22 protein-coding genes are annotated in these 18,384 nt (G+C 40.2%); 8 read left to right on the top strand and 14 right to left on the bottom strand.

What is annotated here, in order from left to right; all coding sequences use genetic code 11:
- The first annotated feature begins 875 nt into the window (after positions 1 to 875).
- Entirely contained in the window at positions 876 to 1,220 is a 345-nt protein-coding gene (locus HWQ41_RS15655) for a DUF1815 family protein (protein WP_229548652.1), read from the top strand.
- Positions 1,221 to 1,660: 440 nt separating this feature from the next.
- Here HWQ41_RS15655 and HWQ41_RS15650 read toward each other — a convergent pair whose 3' ends face one another.
- Positions 1,661 to 3,730 carry a CHAT domain-containing protein gene (locus HWQ41_RS15650; RefSeq protein WP_292764332.1) on the bottom strand — a complete coding sequence of 690 codons (2,070 nt, stop codon included), beginning with the start codon at positions 3,728 to 3,730 and terminating at the stop codon, positions 1,661 to 1,663.
- 117 nt (positions 3,731 to 3,847) lie between these two features.
- On the opposite strand from HWQ41_RS15650, the gene HWQ41_RS15645 reads away from it, so the two are divergent.
- A complete protein-coding gene (locus tag HWQ41_RS15645; protein WP_292764330.1) occupies positions 3,848 to 4,348 on the top strand; it encodes a thioesterase family protein in 501 nt (166 codons plus the stop codon).
- A 116-nt stretch (positions 4,349 to 4,464) separates the two neighbouring features.
- Here the strand turns inward: HWQ41_RS15645 and HWQ41_RS15640 are convergent, their stop codons facing one another.
- The 3 genes from HWQ41_RS15640 to HWQ41_RS15630 all read right to left on the bottom strand — a co-directional run bounded on the left by HWQ41_RS15640 (position 4,465) and on the right by HWQ41_RS15630 (position 5,549).
- On the bottom strand, positions 4,465 to 4,662 hold the full coding sequence (locus HWQ41_RS15640) for a hypothetical protein (RefSeq protein ID WP_292764327.1): 198 nt from the start codon (positions 4,660 to 4,662) through the stop codon (positions 4,465 to 4,467).
- A gap of 361 nt (positions 4,663 to 5,023) precedes the next feature.
- Complete coding sequence (locus HWQ41_RS15635; protein ID WP_292764324.1) at positions 5,024 to 5,290, bottom strand: BrnA antitoxin family protein; 267 nt, start codon at positions 5,288 to 5,290, stop codon at positions 5,024 to 5,026.
- The gene (locus HWQ41_RS15630) at positions 5,274 to 5,549 is read right to left on the bottom strand and encodes a BrnT family toxin (protein WP_292764350.1); all 276 of its coding nucleotides are present in this window, start codon (positions 5,547 to 5,549) and stop codon (positions 5,274 to 5,276) included. Before HWQ41_RS15630 ends, HWQ41_RS15635 begins: the two co-directional genes overlap by 17 nt.
- 22 nt (positions 5,550 to 5,571) lie before the next feature.
- Between HWQ41_RS15630 and HWQ41_RS15625 the strand changes: the two genes are divergently transcribed.
- From HWQ41_RS15625 to HWQ41_RS15615, 3 genes are all read left to right on the top strand, one after another.
- Positions 5,572 to 5,694 (top strand): hypothetical protein, encoded by a 123-nt coding sequence (locus HWQ41_RS15625; protein WP_292764321.1) that lies wholly within the window; start codon positions 5,572 to 5,574, stop codon positions 5,692 to 5,694.
- A gap of 121 nt (positions 5,695 to 5,815) precedes the next feature.
- The gene (locus tag HWQ41_RS15620) at positions 5,816 to 6,190 is read left to right on the top strand and encodes a hypothetical protein (protein ID WP_292764319.1); all 375 of its coding nucleotides are present in this window, start codon (positions 5,816 to 5,818) and stop codon (positions 6,188 to 6,190) included.
- Positions 6,191 to 6,217: 27 nt separating this feature from the next.
- Entirely contained in the window at positions 6,218 to 6,640 is a 423-nt protein-coding gene (locus tag HWQ41_RS15615) for a type II toxin-antitoxin system VapC family toxin (RefSeq protein ID WP_292764317.1), read from the top strand.
- Positions 6,641 to 6,856: 216 nt separating this feature from the next.
- On the opposite strand, the gene dxr is transcribed toward HWQ41_RS15615, so the two are convergent.
- Together dxr and HWQ41_RS15605 are read right to left on the bottom strand one after the other, a co-directional pair.
- Positions 6,857 to 8,053 (bottom strand): 1-deoxy-D-xylulose-5-phosphate reductoisomerase, encoded by a 1,197-nt coding sequence (gene dxr, locus HWQ41_RS15610; RefSeq protein WP_292764315.1) that lies wholly within the window; start codon positions 8,051 to 8,053, stop codon positions 6,857 to 6,859.
- Between the two features lie 333 nt (positions 8,054 to 8,386).
- Complete coding sequence (locus tag HWQ41_RS15605) at positions 8,387 to 8,518, bottom strand: hypothetical protein (RefSeq protein ID WP_292764313.1); 132 nt, start codon at positions 8,516 to 8,518, stop codon at positions 8,387 to 8,389.
- 875 nt (positions 8,519 to 9,393) lie between these two features.
- Between HWQ41_RS15605 and HWQ41_RS15600 the strand changes: the two genes are divergently transcribed.
- A complete protein-coding gene (locus tag HWQ41_RS15600) occupies positions 9,394 to 10,701 on the top strand; it encodes a mannosyltransferase family protein (RefSeq protein WP_292764311.1) in 1,308 nt (435 codons plus the stop codon).
- Between the two features lie 45 nt (positions 10,702 to 10,746).
- Positions 10,747 to 12,678: an EamA family transporter gene (locus HWQ41_RS15595; protein WP_292764309.1), complete on the top strand. Its 1,932-nt coding sequence runs from the start codon at positions 10,747 to 10,749 to the stop codon at positions 12,676 to 12,678.
- Between the two features lie 44 nt (positions 12,679 to 12,722).
- Here the strand turns inward: HWQ41_RS15595 and HWQ41_RS15590 are convergent, their stop codons facing one another.
- From HWQ41_RS15590 to HWQ41_RS15555, 8 genes are all read right to left on the bottom strand, one after another.
- Positions 12,723 to 14,267, bottom strand: a complete 1,545-nt coding sequence (locus tag HWQ41_RS15590; protein WP_292764347.1) for a glycosyltransferase family 39 protein — start codon at positions 14,265 to 14,267, stop codon at positions 12,723 to 12,725.
- Positions 14,268 to 14,552: 285 nt separating this feature from the next.
- Positions 14,553 to 14,918 carry a clan AA aspartic protease gene (locus HWQ41_RS15585; RefSeq protein ID WP_292764306.1) on the bottom strand — a complete coding sequence of 122 codons (366 nt, stop codon included), beginning with the start codon at positions 14,916 to 14,918 and terminating at the stop codon, positions 14,553 to 14,555.
- On the bottom strand, positions 14,915 to 15,187 hold the full coding sequence (locus HWQ41_RS15580; RefSeq protein WP_292764304.1) for a hypothetical protein: 273 nt from the start codon (positions 15,185 to 15,187) through the stop codon (positions 14,915 to 14,917). Before HWQ41_RS15580 ends, HWQ41_RS15585 begins: the two co-directional genes overlap by 4 nt.
- 131 nt (positions 15,188 to 15,318) lie before the next feature.
- Entirely contained in the window at positions 15,319 to 15,870 is a 552-nt protein-coding gene (locus HWQ41_RS15575) for a hypothetical protein (RefSeq protein WP_292764301.1), read from the bottom strand.
- A gap of 306 nt (positions 15,871 to 16,176) precedes the next feature.
- Entirely contained in the window at positions 16,177 to 16,395 is a 219-nt protein-coding gene (locus HWQ41_RS15570; RefSeq protein ID WP_104909481.1) for a type II toxin-antitoxin system HicA family toxin, read from the bottom strand.
- 3 nt (positions 16,396 to 16,398) lie between these two features.
- Positions 16,399 to 16,608, bottom strand: coding sequence for a type II toxin-antitoxin system HicB family antitoxin (locus tag HWQ41_RS15565; RefSeq protein WP_196521206.1), 210 nt, complete (start codon positions 16,606 to 16,608; stop codon positions 16,399 to 16,401).
- 183 nt (positions 16,609 to 16,791) lie between these two features.
- Positions 16,792 to 17,091 carry a type II toxin-antitoxin system RelE/ParE family toxin gene (locus HWQ41_RS15560; protein WP_292764295.1) on the bottom strand — a complete coding sequence of 100 codons (300 nt, stop codon included), beginning with the start codon at positions 17,089 to 17,091 and terminating at the stop codon, positions 16,792 to 16,794.
- A 3-nt stretch (positions 17,092 to 17,094) separates the two neighbouring features.
- Complete coding sequence (locus tag HWQ41_RS15555) at positions 17,095 to 17,328, bottom strand: type II toxin-antitoxin system ParD family antitoxin (protein WP_229549494.1); 234 nt, start codon at positions 17,326 to 17,328, stop codon at positions 17,095 to 17,097.
- Positions 17,329 to 17,818: 490 nt separating this feature from the next.
- On the opposite strand from HWQ41_RS15555, the gene HWQ41_RS15550 reads away from it, so the two are divergent.
- Complete coding sequence (locus HWQ41_RS15550; protein WP_292764288.1) at positions 17,819 to 18,250, top strand: hypothetical protein; 432 nt, start codon at positions 17,819 to 17,821, stop codon at positions 18,248 to 18,250.
- Positions 18,251 to 18,384: the final 134 nt, after the last annotated feature.

The following is an 18,384-nucleotide window of genomic DNA, read 5'->3' as shown; positions in this document are numbered from 1 at the left end:
ATATAGGTTTTATCATCAGTTAATGTCCTAACCTTCTTGTCCGTTGCTATAAATAAAAAATTATTACTCAGTTTGAATAAATAATCGAAATATACTATATAGCAGGGAACTCTTAATAGGGAACTCTTAACAGGGTTAAAAGTCTCTTGGTGTCAGTGTTTTATGATTAGCTGATGTCAATGGCTACCTGGCAACTGCTATATCTGAAAATATTGCCTAAATGGCAACATTGCTCTCCTGAATTTAGGGATTGTCAATCTTAAGTTTATCCATTGTGGATTCTACACTCAGACTTTTCTATTAATTATGTAAAGTTTGTATAAAGGACTACAATTAACCTGCTTTTAGTACTGAATCTCAAATTCGCACTCTTATGTGCTCAACTTTATATCTAGAGGAGGAAAGAATTTGGTATACGGAATCATTTGTCTATACCAGAACCTACGTTAGAAAGAGAACAGATCAAACATCTAAGCAAAAGACACTATAACGATGCAAAACTACGTTATGACCTCTACTACCAGTGAATTTGGCTACACACGGCTTATAAAAACGCAATATGTAGCTTTTCTGTAGTTGACTAGTGGTAGATTTAAGTTACTCTTAAAGCGGATCGCTTCCTCTAAGAATCTATCCTGACAGAAGTGTATAAAGATATAGTTAAATTTAGCAATTCTGTCCGAGATTTTGAATTTGCAAACTGAATAGTTTGATACGGCGCTCAAAAGCCTGATCCACTACCCTAAACAAGGTAGTCAATTACATGACTCAATATCATCTGTCTGGTAATTGTAATGAATAGTTTACAATACAGTGGATGAGAAAATCTAAAGAAAATATAAAAGAGACTCAACTGTGGTGTCTGGAGGACAAAAGTGTTTCTGAGACTAGCACATCAACATCGACAATTCGTCCAAGACTTGGTAATGAACCTGCAAGCCTTGGCGATTGTACTAGAGCGGCGCGGGTATCTTGCGTCCTGTTACACCTGTGGCGACCAAATGAATAGTGCATCGTTTATGGTTAGCTTGGGTGATAACCACCTGATTCGGTTTTTAGTGTCCGATTACGGGATTACTTGGACGGAAATGCGGGATGACCGCGAATTAATGAAGCTAGAAGGTGCGGAGGCAATTAGCCAACTAGACGAGCTGGCTAATCTTGTCAAGCAATCTATGCAAACTGATACAGGTTCTAAAACTCTTGCCAAGAAGTATTAAGGTTCCAAAGGTCGATCGCAAATTAAAAATTGATTATCGGTAATTGGTAATGGTGGCTTAGTTAGCGATCGCTCTTACCTATTCTCCATTACCATTAAGTGATTGGCTCGTGGCTGGCTCATCGCACATTTTTTTGTATCTGCCAAAACCTCACGAGCCAGATTTTGAGCCTTTAGCTGGAAGGTGGTAAAACGCACTGCTAATCACAATCAACATAATTACTAATTCATAATTCATAATTCATAATTAAAAGACAGGTCAAAAAACCTGCAACTATCAAGCAAGCAACCCAGTTTTGCTTGGGGTCTAAATCTACTTATATAACGCAATTATGAATTATCAATTATGAATTATGAATTTTTAATGAATTTTCTAGCTGACACATCAGCCACAAGAAAAGAAAAATCTATCCTCTGGCAAAGGTGGGGAACGATCAACACCTAAAGTCCATTGCCAATCAAAATAAAGGGTGCCCAATAGTACGGATGACTAAAGTCACTAACTGCTGCTAGGGGTACATTGTGACTTAGGGACTTCCAATCTCCAGTAATTAATGAGATTTGAGCTTGTCGTAAAGCTTCAGTTTTAGTTAAATTCTCAGTGGATAGGATAGCATAAAAAGCACTCATGATTGCCTGTGTACCACCATCATCCACAGACCACAAAGAGGCGATCGCGGCTCTAGCGCCGGTTTGTTGCATCTGATAGCCAAAGCCCAAAATTTCCTCACCGTTACCCAACTTGCCTCCCAAGCCGGTTTCACAGGCGCTCAACACTACCAAATCTACATGGGGGAGTGACCAAGTGGCGACATTTCTAAAGTTCACGCGATCGCCATTCCCGAATAAAATAAACGAATCTTCTGGTTTACCCACCACAAAGGCTGCATGAGTCGCTAAATGGACAATTGTATAATCATCCATTTGGGGTACAGCGACTCTGGGGCTAAAGGCATCGTCTAAAAGTGTCTTAGTTTCAGGAACCGCAGCTGCTAAACTTTCCACTTCCCGGTTTGCAAAGGGCAAACCAGCGAAAGCAACCTGCCGATTACCAACTTTGATTTGATAATTACCTTTAGTAAAAGCACCGGCTAAAACCCGCAAAGTAGATTGTTTTGGGGTGTTTAAGTTAGTCAGGCTGGCAGATGTAATGTGATTCACATTGAAGCGTTGCACTAGCCATTCTTTGCCATCATATAAAGCAGTTAAAGGAATGTAGCGTAACTGGTCATCTGGAGCGTAAATCAGAGTTTGTGTACCTGATAGCTTCAGGTCTTTTTCTATCGGTTTAATTAGCCAGTCATACAATTGGCGTGCAGGTGGTTTGATATTGCGACTGGGATTGATTAAAGCTTGCCGAAAAGCACCAATTGTCTGATAGAGGTTTTCACGTTTTACAGCAACGGTGCGATGAATTGGTGGGGATTCAGGAGTTACCAATACTAATTCCAAACTATCTTTTAAAATCAGTGGGTAGAGTAGTGCCGATTTTTGAGGTAATCGCGCCAAATTATCGCGAAGTTCGTTGAGACTCTCTAAATCCAAATTTTGCCGCCTAGCTGTACGGCTAATTTGCTCTACCTGTGTTTTCACTGAAGGACTATTGATAAATTCGTTAAATTTATCCAGTAGTTGCTGTTGATTTAGGACTAATTGCTCGATCCGTTGTTTCTGTTCGAGCGATCGCTCTTTGGGAGAAATTTTCCGTAGTGTTGTCAGTTCTTTACCCAGCACAACAGCATTATCCAAGGTTTGATCCAACTTTTGTTTAATTGGTTTTTCTCTTGCCGCTATATTAATACCTTTGACAGTACGTTGATTACCTGGCACATTCTGAAGATATTCCTCTAGTTCTTCAACTTTGAGTAAATCCATTGTCTTTTGTGCTTCCGCAACACGTTCCTGTTTCAGCAATCGTTCACCCAACAGGCGATATGTCTGGCTAACAGTTATGCTGTAAGCATCTGGTTGTGGCGCACTTAGTGCTGATGGATTCAAGCGAGCTTTCTCACGATTAATCAAGCAATGCTTATAGAAAAAAATTGCTAACTCTGGTTTGTTTTGGATATCGAATAAGTAACCTATATTACTGTAGGTTTTGCCAAGTCGAACGAGATCCCCAAGTTCTTTGTTAATTAATAGGGCTTGCTGATAAAATTGAAGTGCTTCGGGATACTTTTTTTGACTTTGGTAGATTCTGCCGATGTTGTTGAATGTTACCGCTTCCCAAGAGCGCTCTCCAAGTTCTCTGCTGATGGCTAATGCTTTTTCTAATCTCTGCAACGCTTCTTTCGATTGACCTTGCCCAAATTCTTTGATAGCTTCTTCGTTAAGCCTTGCAATTTCTGAGACCTGATTATTCTTGGGTAAAGCTTGAGCTTTTTCTCTGGAGTCGTACCTAAATTTTGCATTTGTGCTTACTTGGTTACTTTCTGGGTAAGCCATCCCAAAACTTAGTAAACTAAGTAGAGTTAAAGTAACAACACCAACATACCGGAGATTAGGCTGCATAACAAAACACTCCCTAGACTCGGAAGTGTAAATATTAAATCAAGAAGTTCGGCAACGCAATTAATTTTTATGCTATTCAATGATCTGGAAAATTTATAGGTGCTGAGAAACTTGAAGATGTCAGAAGAAAAACCCAGTCAACCAAAACTACCACCAACCAGCGCCCTTGACAATCCATCAAGTCATGAATTTGGGAATTGGTTTGAATATCCGATCAGAGTGCAACCTCACCACACTGACTATGCCGGTCTTGTCTGGCACGGTTCTTATCTAGCTTGGATGGAAGAAGCACGGATTGAATGCTTGCGATCTATAGGGATTGAATTTGCTGATTTAGTCGCTATAGGTTGTGATTTACCAGTTGTAGAACTGTCTGTGCGCTATCACCGTTCAATTCAATTGGGTATGGCAGTGGTGGTAAAAACGCGCATGGCTGAGGTGACTGGTGTCCGCATCAATTGGGATTATGCCATTGTCTCAACTGATCGACAACAATTGTACGTCACTGCCAAGGTGACTTTAGTTGCTTTAGATCGCGAAAGAGGCAAGATTATGCGTCAATTACCGGCGAGTGTTAAGGATGCATTGGCTAAGATTTCAGCATTAAATAATAATTGACCAATAAAGGTTGTAAACACCACAGAAACTTTGACGCAACTGGCGTTAAAGTTAAAAATTTTGTCATTTCATATTTTATACTTCACCTTTAATTAGCAAAAGTGAAGTATAGATTTTTACTTGCCACTTTGGATGTGCGACAGATTTTGAGCAAACTGCGTTACGTAATGCCAAATATCTTGGGGAGTAATGCCAAAACTAATATTTAATAAAACAAGGATTGCCGCAAGAGTTAATGCACTGCTCAGGGTTGCTTTCAGCAATTTCCACAATATTATGAAGACTATCCAAGCTACAATCAGCGTAGCAATCATATATATTAATTCCTTAATAATTGCCCTTGTCTGAGAGTGGGTTTATTCAGAAAGGGTAAATTTTTATCTGAAGTAACAATTACTAGTGCTAAAGCTATTAGACCTAATTTGGAATAGATCCTAAAGCTAAGATTTTTTGTCTAACTGTGCCAATGCCATATTACCTGCAAATGAGACAATTATTCGGATAAGAGGCAACTTATTTGGCAATTTGGCAGAATTCCTGAAAAGATTTTTTTCTTGATATTTTTGTATCAATTATTGGGGTTGATTGGTGCGATCGCATTTTGGTTAGTTTGAGGAGAGTGCGATCGTTAAATTTCAGCTTTATTTGGGTTTTAAGATGGCTTAAGTCTTACTATCAGCCTATTTTCTCCAATAGTGCTTCATTGATGACCGTTTGGTAGCCGACCCCTCGTTTTTCTGCCTCTTCTTTCGCCCAGGCTATGATTTTAGGATGAAATCTGATAGAAATCGGCTCATACTTTTCCTCTTCATCCTTAGCAGGTCGTCCACGCTTCCTCGGCGTAATCCCAAACTGATGCGCGATCGCATCTCTGAATTTTTGGTTTTCTTCTGGTGTAACTCGTCTTGCTTTGTCAAAAGGAAACTCAGATTCCTGACTCATATTGTTGACACTCCCTTCTTGTAGCTTTTCTTGCACTAATTATCCTAATTCGCTCACCTCGCATGGTAAAAACAACCACAACAATTGAGCGATCTTCCGCTTCACCAATTGCCCATTCCCTTTCTTCTCCCTGAGAATGAATAGAGTCCTCCGTAAACAGAAGATAGGGGTCGGCAAAAACTGTTACAGCTTCCTCGAATTGAATACCGTGTTTCAAAAAATTTGATTCGGCTTTGTTGTCGTCCCACTCAAAGCGTATTTATAGTATATACTAAAAATATTTGCCTTTGCTATCCTACACCGACTTAGACTTTGGGATGGAGTGCGTAGAAGCGATCGCATTTATTGAGTTTGATGGGAAAGTGCGATGTCTGACGACAAGCCTTACGGCTACGTGTTTATGAAGTTGATGGATTAGTGCGATCGCGTATAGTTGAACGTAGTTATCGCATTTGTGATGTTGGAGAAGTGCTATACCAGGGCTATTTCATTTACAATTAAAGAAAATATACTTAAACAATCGTTATGAATTCTTTCTCATCTGTAACACCACAAATTAAAAACCAAGATAATAGCGAAGTATTAGTAAACGTTATTGTTAAACAAGGTAGTGATGGGAGAACAATTGCGATCGTTCCAGGTTTACCAGAACTACAAGTAGAAGCAAGCGATCGCGCAACAGCCCTAAGCCAAATTCAGCAACTACTAGAAACCCATTTAGCAGGAGCAGAAATTGTTTCTTTACCTATTAAATTACCATCTATTGAGCCGAAAAATCCTTGGTTAGAAATGGCTGGAGTTTTTAAAGATGACCCACAATTTGAACAAATGCTCGAAGCTATTGAAAGCTATAGACATGAATTAGATAAAAATATAGAATATGATTTTCCACAAGAGTAGGATAATATTTGCTTCAGTATAAATAAAATGACACTATGGGTGCTTGATACTGACCAGATTTCCCTACTACAAAGAGGACATCCAGTTGTTATTAGCAAAGTAGCTGCTGTCAATCCTTCAGAAATTTCAGTCACAATAATAACTATTGTCGAGCAGATGTACGGTCGTTTAGATGTTATCAAACGAGCAAAATCAAAACAAGAATTAGTCACAGCTTACGCTTTATTGAAAGAAACATTTAATCGGTTATGTCAAGGGAATATTCTTGATTTCGATGAAGCAGCATTTGATATTTATAACAAACTACGTGCAGCAAAAATTCGTATTGGTACACAAGATTTAAGAATAGCAGCCATTGCGCTTTCTGTCAGTGCTACAGTTGTGACGCGCAATCGTAAAGATTTTGAAAAAGTTCCTGGTTTGAAAATTGTGGATTGGTCGATACCTTGAGACTTTGCGATCGCATTTGTGATTTTGGAGAAGTGCGATAGCGAAGCGCTGACTTGTCAGTTCGCATTTTTGTTGAAGTCGGGAAAGTGCGATTACGCATTTTCGATATTGGGGAAGTGGATATTTGACCGTTAGCCTTCAGGATTAGGCTGAAGGCTAAACAAGAATTGGTCAAGAACCAGAAAATCTGCCTTTTGGGTATCTGAGTGAAGGTTTTTATCGCAGAGAAATTATCCGCGAGTGAGTTTCTAACTTTTCAGTCGCTGTTAAAACTTCTTGTCTTGCCCATTTATCTGCTGCCAAAATGTCATCTAAAGAGGGATTTGCCCGGTTATCATTTTGATGGCGATCGCACACCGATTCGATACACCGGGGAATATCTAAAAACCGAATTTTTTCTGATAAAAATAAAGCCACAGCTTGCTCATTGGCGGCATTCAACACAGCTGGCATCGAACCACCAGCTTTACCCACGGCATAAGCCAACTGCATACAAGGATACTTCTGGTGATCTGGTTCACGGAAGGTTAAATTTCCAGCTTTGACTAAATCTAGTCGTTCCCAGTTGGTGGAGATGCGATCGGGCCAAGATAGAGCGTACAGTAAGGGTAAGCGCATATCTGGCCAACCGAGTTGGGCTAAAACTGAAGTATCTTGCAGTTCAATCAGCGAATGAATAATGCTTTGGGGATGAATGACAATTTCGATCTTGTCATAATCCAACCCAAACAGAAAGTGAGCCTCAATTACTTCCAGTCCTTTATTCATCAAAGTAGCAGAGTCTACCGTGATTTTCCGCCCCATCGACCAATTAGGATGCTTCAGGGCATCAGCAACGGTTACATCTGCTAACTTTTCTACATCCCAGTCCCGGAAAGCCCCACCAGATGCAGTCAGCAAAATTTTCCGTAAGCCTCCCTTTGGCACACCTTGGAGGCATTGAAAGATTGCGGAATGTTCGGAATCGGCTGGGAGTAATTTTACACCATGTTTTTCGACTAGGGGTAGAACCACAGGGGCGCCAGCAATCAGGGTTTCTTTGTTCGCTAAGGCAATATCTTTACCAGCTTCAATAGCTGCGATCGTGGGTAGCAAACCAGCACAACCAACGATACCAGTGACAACGGTTTGAGCATCGCCGTAACGAGCGACTTCTATCACTCCAGCGTCGCCTGCGAGTAGAATCGGCTGGGGATCGAGGTCAATGATAGCTTCTTTGAGCGCTGGTAATTTCTCTTCTGAGCAAATTGCTGCTATTTGCGGTCGAAACTGCCGAATTTGAGCAGCCAACATTTCCACATTACCCCCAGCTGCCAATCCCACAATCTGAAACTGATCTGGGTACTGAGTGACAATATCTAAAGTCTGAGTACCAATAGAACCAGTGGAACCAAGAAGAGTAATCGCTTTCACAATTGCTTAAGGATTTACAGACAACTCCCACTATAAATTGCTTGGGACTCTTTAATCACAGCAATCACCATAATCGATACATTGACGCAAAGGAGTAGAAACGCGGTCAGGGGGAAAAGGAAAGTGTCTCCGTGTCTCCTTATCCTAGATTTTGACCCCTCTCCAAACCTCTCCCTGAAAGGTCAAGAGGCTTTGAAAGCTAGTTGCACTTTTTCTCTGTTTGTATGAAACCACCCTGCCCTTAAAAAGCTACGGTGTACACACAAGTCGAAAAAAGCTCGATTGACCATTCCATTGTTCTCTCGTTCCCATGCTCTGCGTGGGAATGGCTGATTAGGGGCTGCTGGCTCCAGTCAGACATTGAGTCGGAGACTCAATGAATGCATTCCCAGTCGGAGACTGGGAACGAGGAAAACCTTCTAGATGGTGAGGATTGGGTACATCGAGATCAAATAGAAGTTGCAAGATTAAATCTTATTTATAGTGGAAGAATTAATCAACTTAAATATACTGAAGGTGGGCTTCGTGAATACATACAAAAAGAGCTAAAAGCCCTTTCTATCCTTGAGGAGTAACGCTCTTTTATTACTATAAAAAAATCAAATATTTGTAGTAGGACTTAAGCAAAACTACACGCTGTAGGGGCAATTCATGAATTGCCCGTACCGAAAAATCATTTTTTTCAGCTATTGTTTGCGTAAGTCCTGTGTAGGTTGGGTTGAACAAAGTGAAACCCAACAAAATCAAGGATTCTTGGTGTTGGGTTTCGTTCCTGATACTGTTGACGAATGTAATACAATTTTGTCTTATACAGTATTACATTAGCTCAAACCTTCAATCTGTGGTTGCGGCTTTTAGTTGTAACACTTTTGTTTGTGCGTTTGTAACACTTTCGCCAACAGCATCCGTTCTTCAACCCAACCTACCCCTAGATTTATAAAAACTAATCACAATAAAGGTTTCTGATTTTTATCTCGTGAGAGTCATAGAAGAGCGGTAATAAGCGTAGTGAGTACTGAGTGATTTAACACACATATACTATTATTGCAGTGCGTAAGTCCTAAACTATTTCATCGACTTTTAAAATACACCCTAAAGTTGCTTAATTTTCATATAACTAGACAAAACTTGTATTTATAAATACTATATTTTTAATGAAAAATTCCGATAAAATTGGCAAAAGTAACCAAATAAGAAATAATTTCAAGTAGTTGCCCATTTGTCCAGTTTGTTAATTATTTTGGTGGAGGATTTAATATGCAAAATATTACTCATAAATTGCTGTGTTGCAACCATAGGTGAAAGGATGCATAAAGGAGTTTGTTGAAGCACTCAACCTTATGGTTAAAGTTCAGATAGTTATAAAAAAAGTTTTATGGAAAAATGATTTCCTGTTTCCAGCAGCAATATGGCTTGCCAGCCGAATATTCATCTGGACTGCCATGTTGCTGGTTGCGCCAAAACTACCGTTACCAGCAGAAGAATTTTTGCCCCCTTTTGGCTGGGGCGTTTTTGATGCCTGGGATAGTATACATTATCGAGCGATCGCAACTTCTGGCTATGAATTTGTGAATGACGGCAAGCAACATAATCTGGCCTTCTTTCCCCTGTTTCCCTTAAGCATCTGGATTTTGATGAAGTTGGGCTTACCGTTTGAATTAGCAGGTACGTTAGTCAACAACTTGGCATTTTTTGCCGCGCTTTACTGTTTGTACTTTTGGATCAAAGAGCATTATGGCATCAATGCAGCGCATTGGGCTACTGCTGTAGTTTCCTGGTATCCATCTTCGATGTTTACGGGGGTGATTTACACAGAAGGACTGTATTTGTTTTTGAGTACGGCAACTTTGCGGGCATTTGATCAAAAGCAGTATGGCTGGACTGCCCTTTGGGGCGCGATGGCGACAGCAACACGCCCTACAGGTATGGCACTAATTCCAGCATTGGCGATCGCAGCCTGGAAAGAACGCCGACCAGCCATTGCCTATATAGCTGGCTTTACTACCGCTATTGGCATACTTCTATTCAGTTTGTATTGTGCGATTTATTTTGGCGACCCTTTAGCTTTTATCGAAGCACAACGGGGATGGCGACCAACTCTAGGATTTGATTGGCAGGGTTGGTTAAATATGCTCATGCAAATTGCAGTTGGCAGGAAAAATTGGCAACATGGTTGGGTTCAAAACTCCTCTGGCGGGATTCAAGACCCTTGGTATCTCTTGTTGTTTGGCGCGATCGTTGCCAGTGGCTATCTTTTATGGCGTTTCCGTCAACGTTTTAGTTGTGTGAAATTATTCTATGGCTTTTATGCTTTAGTCTTATTTTTGTTGATTCTGGCAAGCGAACAGTGGATCAATAATTTGCTCAATTTGTTCATGGTTTTAGGTGGTGGCTATGTGTTGTGGCGCTTACACACGCAATTGTCCCCAGTTACAGTTATTTATGGCTTTTGTGGTATTGGTTTGCTGCTAGCCTCTGGAGGTACCATCTCTTTGAGTCGTCTCGCCTACGGTATTGTGCCTTTGAATATAGCCATTGGTTTGCTGCTATCTCGCCATCCTCGTCAGGGATATTTAATATTGGGGGCTTTTGTGACGCTACTAGCCAAAATAGCTGTAGGATTTGCCCAAGAGCGCTGGGTTGGTTAGAGGGTTTGATCCATTATTGGTAAGAAGTTGAATTTAAATTTCCTAATGAATGTATCCAATCAAACGAAGATAGCGATCGCTTCATTATTTCTAGGTGTAGGTGCCATATCTTTTGGCTCTATTTTTCTGAAATTGAGCGAAATTGAACTCAGCCCCAGTGCCACTGTATTTAATCGCTTTTGGCTTGCTAGTGTGGTCTTCTTGCTCTGGCATGGATACAAGGCAATACGGCAGCGATTTTCCTTAGACAAACCTGTAGAACAGCAGCTCTACACCAGTCAGGATCTGTGGCTATTGCTAGGTGCTGGTATTCTTTGGGCTGCCACTTTAGTCTTGTTGGCTTGGTCGCTGACTCAAACTAGCGTTGCGATCTCTAGTGTGTTGCATAATCTCGCTCCCATATTTACTAGCTTAGGGGTGTGGCTGTTATTTCGTCAGGGTTTTGAGAACCAATTCTTGATTGGGATGGCGATCGCGCTTGGGGGAGCGATCGCGATTGAATTTGAGGAACTGCAATTCGCCACAGACGAAGTTCAAGGAAGCTTTGCTGCGATCGTTTCGGCGATTTTCTTGAGTGCATACCTGCTGATTGTAGAAAAATTACGAACCAAATTTTCTCCGGCTACAATCCAGTTGTGGATCTGTGCGATCGCAGCTTTAGTTATCTTCCCCATACTTTTGTTCACTCAAGATCAGCTTTTCCCCTCTACAGTCAGTGGATGGCTTTGGGTCATTTCCCTAGCCCTAATCTGTCAAGTTTTAGGCCATGGGCTTTTGACCTATAGCCTTGCCAGGTTTTCCTCTGTGGTTGTCTCTTTGGTGCATCTGTTAGAGCCAGTATTTAGCGGTATTTTCGCTCTAGTAATATTTTCGGAAAAATTAACTTTCTCAAATTGGATAGGTTTCGCTGTAGTTTTAATCGGTTTATACTTAGCCATATCTAGCCAAGCTGCTGTTAATTACCCGTTCCAAAAATCAGTCAAAAATATAGTTAACACTTTCCTTAAAAGTATGACGATCAAACTGTCATTACTAAAGCAACAATTCTCCGAAACACCAGCTTTGTTGGGAACTGTCTCATTATTGTTTGCCCTAATTCCCATATCTTTAGCACCATCTCTGACCAAATTGTGTCAACAAGAAATTGGTGCAAATGCTGTAGTATTTCATCGCAGTTGGATTGCTACAGTTGTCTTTGGGCTGTGGAATGGAATTGAGGCTTTCCGCTATCAACAGTCCGATAACCAATCTATAGAACAAAAGCCTTTTACCAGACAAGAAGTGTGGCTATTATTGGCAATGGGAACCTCTGCTGGAACCTACCTTCTCTTGTGGGCTTGGTCGCTGAGTCAAACTAGTGTGGCCAACGTGGCTTTACTGTCTAATTTGAACTCCTTATTCGTGGCTTTAGCTGGGTATCTGTTATTCGGTCGGCGCTTCGATCACAGATTCGTGATTGGTCTAGTCATAGCCTTGGGAGGAGCGATCGCGTTTGAACTCAATAAGGTGCAATTTGCAACTGACCAAATACTAGGTGATACATTAGCATTGCTAACTGCGGTTTTCATGGCTACGTGTATGCTGCTGATAGAACGACTCCGAACCCGATTTAGCACTGCAACTATCATGCTGTGGCGCTGTGGAGTGACAACAATGTTTCTACTACCCGTCCTCCCATTCCTCGAAGATAGACTGTTTCCCTATTCCTGGACGGGTTGGTTTTTCATAATTTTCCAAGCTCTTTTTTGCCAAGTATTGGGTCAGGGACTTTTGGCTTATAGCCTCAGCAGAATCTCTTCAGGCATCGTCGCTGTCACGCTTCTCCTTGAACCAGTCCTGGCCTCCATTTTTGCTTGGTTCATTTTTTCAGAACAAGTAGGTTTGTTTGACTGGGCGACTTTTGCCGTAGTTTTAATGGGCATCTATCTAGCCCAATCTAGTCAATCCACTGTTCAAGTAACTAACGAAGGATCGTAGCGCTAATAGCAAGGTAATCTACTATCCAATATTCGTTGATATAATTAATTTTTGGTAATCAGTGTAAATCCTTTAGCTGCTCCGATAATTTTACTACCAGTTAAATTGATTTGCTCTAAAGCCACATTGTCTAACAGCAAATAAGATTTATTAGATAACATTTGTTGTAAAAGTGGCACAGTTGCAGCAGTTACCTTGCAATCGCTGTAAAAGTCTAAACTAGGACGCCCATAAGCAAAAGAAGTATAAATTTGTGTTCCTGGTGAAACATTTGCCCGAATTAAGTCCGCAACTGGTTTAACTGGGAAAGCTTCATTTAATTCCCAAATCCATGATTGCGAACTCATCAACAGTGCTAAAACTAAGTACATCCCAGAAAATAACACTGGAATAAAGTTGCGATCGCGCTGTTTAATTAGCCATGCTGTGGTGGCCATACTTATTGCCAAAACAATGCTCATGACTATTAAAACAGGCTCTTTATTTGCCATAATAAAGTAAACACAACCTCCGAAACCAGCAATAGCAATAATAGCTAGAAATATTGTCAAACTTCGCACCTTAAAATGACCATACTGCCAAATTTCGCTAAGTTTAGCCCCAATTGCCAAAGCTAAAAATGGATATACAGGCATAACATACCACGGCAGCTTAGTTCTCATTAAAGAGATACTTCCGAAGTAAACAATTGTGCCAATAATAATTAGGCGACCCCAGGTAGTATGACGTTTTTTCCAAGCTAGATAAAAACCTCCCGGTAAAAATAATAGCCAAGGAAAACTATACTTAATTAACTCAATTAAATAGTACCAGGGAGGCCCACTATGACCTTCAACGGATTGTGCAAGGCGATCAAAGGTTTGTGCTTGAAAATTCACTTGGAAGAAATTACTACCATAATGTTGCCATTGAGCAGCAAACCAAGCGATCGCAGGTGCATTTCCTAAAAACATTCCCACTAATAAATAGGGGCTTGTTAACAAAGCAAACTGCCGATCTGCAATCAGGAATAAACAAGCGATCGCCCCTAGCAGCAAAACTATCATCCCTTTAGTTAGAGTGATTAACCCTAGACAAAATCCTACACCTAGAGCATACCGACGATTCTGACGTGCTTTTAGCAAGCAAAACAACAACAGCAAGAAAAAGGTAATAGTTGTACCATCTAGCATTGCTAGCCGTCCGTGACGCACCACAGGCAACATCGTCAGGTAAACTAAAGCGGCAAACAGAGCTGGTAAACTTTGGTTAAAAAGCAAACATCCCACCAAGTAAAGCAGAGGCACTCCCAAGGCAGTTAACACTGCACCCGGTAGACGTGTTGTCCACTCATTCACGCCTCCGATGGAGTAAGTCCAAGCAATTAGTAAGTGCATCAGGGGTGGCTTATTATGATAAGGTTCACCTCCCAAGGTGGGGTAAAGCCAATGCATTGAACCAAGTGGGGCACGCCAAATTTCACGGGCAACCTGTGCCACAGTACCTTCATCCCAATCTCGTAAAGGCGAGTTTCCCAAAAATATCAGCCATAGAATTAGAGATATTACCAGTAGGCTAAATAACCATTCTTTTTCTCGGAATAGACGCATATCTAAAATCGGGATAATCATCTCAAAGACTGTAAGGCGGTATTGTACCCCAGATTCCGCAATGGGAGTTTGGTTACTTTTTTGTTTTGAAAAGGGCGTTTAGATGGTTTGGTATGGTTTCTGATTGCTACTCAGGTGATTATTCCTTTTTTCAGTGCGATCGCATCATTCATAGTGCATCTTAACTCTCAATAAAATGCTCCAGTTTTTGCTAAGGTTTTATATCTAAATCGGAGTAATAATTCTTATTGCTGTTGATAGAAAGTCGATATATTCAGAAAACAACTACAACTCCTCAATTTTTACTAAACCGCCTTCGGTAAACTGTATGACAAGTTCATGCTCATCAAATAAAGCTCTACCTAATAGAGGTAGCCGTCCTGTAGCAAGTACATTCACTTGCCGTTCTTCCCCATTCAAAATAATGGTAGCTTGATGTACTGGCAAGATTACATTACTATTGTCAGCTAAATTTGCATATATATCATACACAAAAGGAAAACCCAACAGAGTAACTGCTGTTGGGGGTAGAGAAAGAAACTCTGTCAAACCTGTATCGATAACAAATTCAATAGTAAAATCTGGTTGATTTGGCAGTCGAAATATTATATTAACGGTTGCGCGTCCGTTCTTGACAATACCAGAAATCACCGATAATCACGCTCCATCTCACCACTGAAGGAAGCTGCAACTTTGTAACCAATGCGAATGCCAAAAAGTCGAGCAAATGGGTGTTTGTTACGTAAATATCGTGCTGATTCTATACCTATTTTATCAACTGCGTATTCACCTGTTTCTATATCAATAATCACCATCTTACCGATATTTTCTTCTCGTTCCACTTGTTGACGAATGCTATTTTCGTATAGTTCTTTCGCACGTCGTGCAACTTCTTCGCGGCTTAAAAGTATGGCTTGCACGCTCTTGCTCCTTAATTCTTGATTTGTATTGATTCTATCTCAATATATAATGATGTGCGATCGCGTATCCCTACGGGGAAGCAAGCTACACGCAGCGTCTCGTAGAGAAGCTCGCCCATTATAGTGAAGTTTTAAGTAGCCTCTGTTGAAAAAATAAAAACCTCTGCTGCTTGAGTCGGCCAAACAAATAGGTTTTGCTTTGCAATATCCAGGTCAATAGCAACGGCTTCTATTTGTTTTATAGAGTTATCTTGACCTCTGTATTTGAGCAACGTAGTAGATTGACCAATTTCTAAACTTGGTTCGCTGATGCGTATTTGCACTGGCGGGTTAATTTGAATTGGTTCCCAGATTCCAGTTGCTTGATCAATTTCTATTCCAGTAAGATGATGCTTGGTAACAAATTTATTATCTAAATGATTCCACCATTCAGAAATTATCTGAGCTTCTTTAGTATATTTTGGTGTATTATTACAGTACCAGCGAATAGCATTGGAACTATATTTAATTGCTTCTTTAACTTTGTCTTCCCAATTCTGATCATTCAAGTCTATGCTGATCATTTGCCCTTCAGATTTTGAGCGATCAACATACACATAGAAAGCTGCAACATCTTCCCGGTGAGTGAGAACATAGTGACGTAGTTCATTGAGATTCATCGCTTCATACTTAGCTACTGTCATGGTTCATACCCTCCGGTTGGTTTAATCTCAAAGTCCAGATTTTCGCCAGCAAGTACGTATAAGTTTCCAGTACGTTCATCTACCCTAACAAGTTCGATGTTTGTGTATGGCTATCCAGGCTAAATGACATTAGTAAGTCGATAACAAAGCCTGTAGAGTCCCTGAGTTTGTTCGTTTGTGGGCTTCATATCGACTTTACTTGATTTACCTACTGATTATACCGGTAAATGATATCTGAAATCGCCTGCGAAAGGCGATCGCATCTTTCCTAGTGATTTGAACTCTCAATAAAAATTAGTTTGACTACTACCCCAACATTTCTTCAACAGTCAAACCTATGTCACTTGCAATTTGCCGTAGCAATCTAGGTGAGATATCACGTCCCTTATGAAAAGGTACGGTTGTTCCTCGACCATCTTCGTGGCGAAACTGCTTATGCGAACCTTTCTGACGCACCTCTACAAACCCAAGGCTTTCTAGTATCCGAATAACCTCTTGTGGTTTCAAAATCGGGATTTTGCTCATAATCTACTGAATTACAATTTGTTGTGTACCAACAAACTCTGTATCAAATGCTAAATTTTCATCCTCCAAAAGCATCTCAATTACTTCACGCAGATTCTCTTGTAATTCATCCAATGTTTCTGCTTGGGAGTGTGCGCCAGGAAATCCGGGAACATAGCCAACATAAAGCTTTGTATCAGAATCCCGCTCAACAATTGCAGTAAAAGTTTTCATAGTTTTAGCATTGAGGACGTGTAATACAAGGCGTAGTATCTCGCTTGTGGTTGGTACGACCAATAGCCCTTCATCTGAGAGCCGTTTTTTTAGCTTTTCAATAGTGACTAGCTCATCATTGTAAATCGATGCTGTTATTTTTTTGCGTTTGCAGTTCATGTTAAGGAATAGGTTGTCTTTGGGTTAGTCTTCGTTGAAATAAGACTCCACATCCATACGATCATGCAAAATACGAATAATATCGATAGTTTCATTGGTTTCCTGATAAAAGATCAAATGTCGTCCAATGTGGTACTTGCGATATCCTGAGCGAATATCATCACAAGTACGTCCCCTGTGTGGCTCTCGTGCCAAGAAATGAAAGCAATCGTCCAAGATAGCAAGATAACGGTTTCTCTGCTCAGTTCCCCATGTTTTTTGGGTGTAGCGACCGATTGATAGCAAGTCTTGAGTGGCTAATTCAGTAAGGCGAAATGCTGACATGCGTTATTCACGGTCAAGTTCTGCAAGCAATCCTGAGAGAGAATAGTCAGCAAATCCGCTGTTTTCCCCGTCTGTCAATGCTCGTTGCAAAGCGGCAAGTTTTATTTCTCGCTCTTCTAAAAGGCGCAGTCCCGCTCGAATCGCTTCACTGGCACTGGCAAAACGACCACTGTCAACTTGATTGGCGATAAACGCTTCAAAATGCTCACCTAATGTAACACTTGTATTTTTTTGCATACAATTTCCTTCTGTATAATACCAATATATAATATTTTTTGGTATTACTCCAGATGAAAATTGTAATTTATGATGTCCAAAAACCTCATTAAATAAAAACGTAGAGCAATAAATACTCTACCGTAAAATATGTTAAAAATTTAGGACTTACGCACTGTACAAAAGAACAATCTTGTGTATTACGTAAATCAATCATATTCTCTAAAAACTCTCTACTAACTTAGACTAATTCTGCCGCTAAAAGCCTACCTTTAATTGGTTCATACTCATCTTTACTTTTACCCCAATTTCAATATCTGTGTTTTTAGGTTGAGCATTGGGAATTAGAGCGATCAGGTTTTGACTACTTCCCATCCCCAGTGGTGCGGTTGGTAATTCTTTATAGCTTCGTTCACCATAGTAGTATTACTGTGGAAAAAGTTGCAATTGTATCGTACTGTTGAAATAATCGTGAAGTTTATATCTCTTAGTTAAATCTCCTAAAGGAAGTATGGACGCTGCATATTACTACAATCTAGCTCATGATCAATCTAATGAAAAAAACTGGCAGGCATGTGTAAATAATTTTGATAAAGCACAGGAACTTGATCCTCAAGGCAAACTTATACCATTAGGATATCTGTATATCAATAGAGGGAACGCTTATAGAGGTTTAGGAGAGTTTGAAAAAACATTTGATGATTTTTATAATGCACTTACTGTCGCTCCAGAACTTGCTGGTTATGTTTATCAGAGGAGAGCAGTGATATATCAAAAATTAAATAGATATGAAGAAGCTATCAAAGATTTTGAAATATCGGCAGCTTTGTTTTTAAATCAGGGAGATAGTAAGAATCATCAGATGGTAACTCTACAATTAGATGTGCTGAAAGTAATCATGTTACAACTATTGAATGAAGCTAACAGAAATCTAAATATTTAAGGTAATTCATATATAAGTAGCCCTTGTTTAATAAAATGGCATTATGCCCTAATTCATTTGACAACAAAAAAACGGTAGAGTAATAAATACTCTACCGTTTGCTAATTTTTCATTTGAGATTTAAATCCCAAACC

The organism is Nostoc sp. NOS(2021), assembly GCF_017115025.1.
Taxonomy (GTDB): Bacteria; Cyanobacteriota; Cyanobacteriia; order Cyanobacteriales; family Nostocaceae; genus Nostoc.
This window is presented reverse-complemented; position numbering and strand designations above follow the sequence as displayed.